Annotated in this window: 2 protein-coding genes and 1 CRISPR repeat array; both genes read right to left on the bottom strand. The window is 64.8% G+C overall.

Annotated features, from left to right (window positions below):
• Nucleotides 1-26: 26 nt before the first annotated feature.
• A CRISPR array of direct repeats spans nucleotides 27-684; the repeat unit is 36 nt; unit sequence GTGCCCGCGATCTACAAATCCGAGTCGGATTGAAAC.
• Nucleotides 685-1,165: 481 nt separating this feature from the next.
• The gene (locus tag U9977_RS22180) at nucleotides 1,166-2,371 is read right to left on the bottom strand and encodes an IS4 family transposase (protein ID WP_322751214.1); all 1,206 of its coding nucleotides are present in this window, start codon (nucleotides 2,369-2,371) and stop codon (nucleotides 1,166-1,168) included.
• 395 nt (nucleotides 2,372-2,766) lie between these two features.
• On the bottom strand, nucleotides 2,767-3,267 hold a 501-nt coding region (locus U9977_RS22175), incomplete at its 5' end, for a hypothetical protein (protein WP_322751213.1).

Here is a 3,267-nt window from a genome sequence, read left to right as displayed (position 1 = left end):
CTTACGAGCGCGACCACTAAGCTCCCGTGCCCGCGATCTACAAATCCGAGTCGGATTGAAACCAGCAACTCACGCGCTGCGTCGGCCATCCTGAGTGCCCGCGATCTACAAATCCGAGTCGGATTGAAACCCCACACGGGGGGCCGTGGTTTGCTTGGGCTAGGTGCCCGCGATCTACAAATCCGAGTCGGATTGAAACATCTCGAAGACCTCCCCGTTCAGGAAGACCACCGTGCCCGCGATCTACAAATCCGAGTCGGATTGAAACACGGGTGGCCCGAACTTGCTGAGAGAGACAGTAGTGCCCGCGATCTACAAATCCGAGTCGGATTGAAACCTCTCAAACCGAAGTCTGAGGGTAGGTTGTTTCTGGTGTCCGCGATCTACAAATCCGAGTCGGATTGAAACCCTCGCGGCCGGGTCTGCGTCATCTGCATAGCAGTCGTGCCCGCGATCTACAAATCCGAGTCGGATTGAAACCCTAGTTACGCCACATGCGTAGCGTTTGCTAGTGCCCGCGATCTACAAATCCGAGTCGGATTGAAACAGCGCATAACGGATCTTCAACGTTCTCTTCTCTGTGCCCGCGATCTACAAATCCGAGTCGGATTGAAACGAAGTTGGTGTCGTCCGCGTCATCACTCTCGAGTACCCGCGTTCTACAAATCCGAGTCGGATTGAAACCTCGAAAAACTTGGGGAAGGCGGTGTACAGCGTGTCCAGTGCCCGCGATCTACAAATTCCGAGTCGGATTGAAACCAGGTAACGCAAACAGGATGGATGGATGTCAGGTGCCCGCGATCTACAAATCCGAGTCGGATTGACGATCTACACGGGTCTCAAGGTGACCGCAGATAGTCTTGCCTACCCTGGACGAGGGGCCGGGCTGCCAGGGAAGCGAAGCGACCCCATGCTGTGGCCCGGCTGCCCCAATGGTCATGACTTAACAGTTCGCCTCGGGATTTGTTCGTTGATTGGCCAAGCCGGGTCCAGGCAGTGGAGTTGGAGGCGGTGTTCGACGGTCCGGGTGGGCGGGTCCTGGGCCCGAAGCTGGGGGAAGCGGTCGGAGGGGCGCCGGGTCCGGCGTTCGGCGCGGCGGTCGGGGCGCTGCCGGATGGTGGCGTGAGGCTCGATCAGCAGGAGCAGGCAGGCGAGGGCGAGTTGGTCAGGGGGGAAAAGCCGCGCCGACGGAGTCGGCCGCGGCGTTCAGTGCGGCGGGGAAGCTGATCGTGTCGGGAGGCGCGCCGAGCGCGCCGGCCGCGAGGCTGATCAGGCGTTGGAGTCCCTGGTAGACGGCGAACAGCGCCCACATCTCCTGGGCGACGTGCTCGCGGCCTTTGCTGCGCAGGACGGGCTGGTCACGGCCCATGTCGGTCGTGTGGTGGCCGATCACGATCTCGGCGGTCCAGCGGGCCGGGTAGGCGCACGCCAGGTCCAGCATCGGGTACTCGTCCGGATCGAGGAGGTCGGTGACCAGGCAGAACAGCTCGGAGGTGGTCTCCTTGGACCCGTCGTCGCCGACGGTGCGGGTCTGCACGGTGTACTCGATCACCCGGACGGTCATCGGTCCGCCGCGCTCGCCGAGGCCGGGGCGCACCTTCGCCAGGTAGCTGCCGTCGCGCAGCTTGGCGACCGGGCGCAGCGCGAACGAGGCGCTCGCGCGCCACAGGAAGTGGGCACCGGTCGCGCGTACCTCGGACGCGAGCGCGTAGGACAGGTAACGGCGGTCCGCGAGCGTGAGCATGCCCGGCCCGAGCAGCGGCAACAGCGCACGCACCAGGGTCGTCTCGGCGGCGGTGTAGGCGCCGAACGTCGCTCCCAGCAGGGACTGGGTCCCCGCCTCCGCCATGATGACCCAGCGGACCTGCGGGAACGGCGTCTGGCCGCCGGCGTTCGACGGGCCGCCGAACTCGGCCCGGTTGTCGTCGTCGCGCGGCAGCGAACTCGTCGCCCCGTCGATGACGACCATCCGCAGGCCGCCGAGGAACACCCCGGGCTGGCCGGGTTCGCCGAGCGGCCCCGCGACCCGCTCGAACAGGATCCGCAGCGGCTCCGGGCCGACCCGCGTGCGCGCCTTCGACAGCCCCGGCTGGGTCGGCAACCTCCACGAGGCGTCCGGCGCCTGCCCGGCGACCAGCTTGTCCAGGACCCACAGATAGCCGCAGTTGCGACCCCGGAACAGCCAGAGCGCCAGCACGAAGTAGACGACCATCCGCGACGGCAGCGACCGCCGCCGGACCTCGACCGCGTCCACCTCCTCGAGCACCTCGTCGACCAACTCCGGCGTGAACACCTTCGTCAGGGCACCCACGGTCACCAGGTCCGGCAGCCAGCCGTCCGCAGACAGCCCCGCGCTCGCATCGTGGCCCACGCCACCAACTCTACCGAGAACCGATCACCTAAGTTATGGCCATTGCCCGGCTGCCCGATGGCGTGCACCTGCTCGGTTTTCGTCTGCCCCCTGGCGTGCCCAGTGATGGTCTCCGGTGGTCGCATGGCTGCGTATTCCGGAAAGCGCTCGGGTGTTTGGTGAACCGGCCTGGGGAACAGGACGAGCATCGCGAATCCGTGCCGCTCGGTACGGCATGGATTCGCCTATCCGGCGGCGGTCGGCCTGACCGGCATGCCCGCGGGTGTCGGTGTGCCTGGCAAACGTGCCATTCCTGGTCTGGGTTGTACGGCGTGGCCTGTGCCGCGCTCTTGATCCAAAAGGGAAGGATTCGACAGACAGCTCGATATATCCGTTGATCGAATGGCCTGTCGTGTTCAGACTGTCTCGATAGTGGAGTGGTAAAGCTCTTCGAACTCCTGGACGGCGTGATTGTCGGCGTAGGGACGGAGCTTGGCGCGTAGGGTCTGGACGCGTTCGGAACTGCGGGTGGAGTTGGCCCGTGCGTCCAGGAGGAGCGCCCTGGTGGCCTTCGCGCATGCCTGGTCGATGTCGCCTTTCTGGAAGTGGACTTCGGCAAGCCATGTTTCGTACAGGGCGACTTCACGGGCGTGGTCGTCGCTGTAGTTCCTCAGGGCGTCGGTGAGGAGGGGTTCGGCGCGGTCGGGTTTACCCAGTTCGACGTAGCAGCGACCCTTCATGATGTTGATTTCGTCTTCGTTGAGCCAGTAGACCCAGGTGGGGTCGTCGTCGGGCCGTCGCTGTTCGTAAAGGCGGTCGACCTCGGCAAGGGCCTTCTCGGTGTTCGTGAGTTCGCCGACCTTGGCGTGTGCCCATGCCACGCGTTCTTTCAGCAGGGCGAGGGTGGTCGCGGTCGC

This window comes from Protofrankia sp. Cas8, from assembly GCF_963555845.1.
Classification (GTDB): Bacteria; Actinomycetota; Actinomycetes; order Frankiales; family Frankiaceae; genus Protofrankia.
Note: the sequence above shows the minus strand (reverse complement) of the source record. Positions and strands in the feature narration are given on the sequence as shown.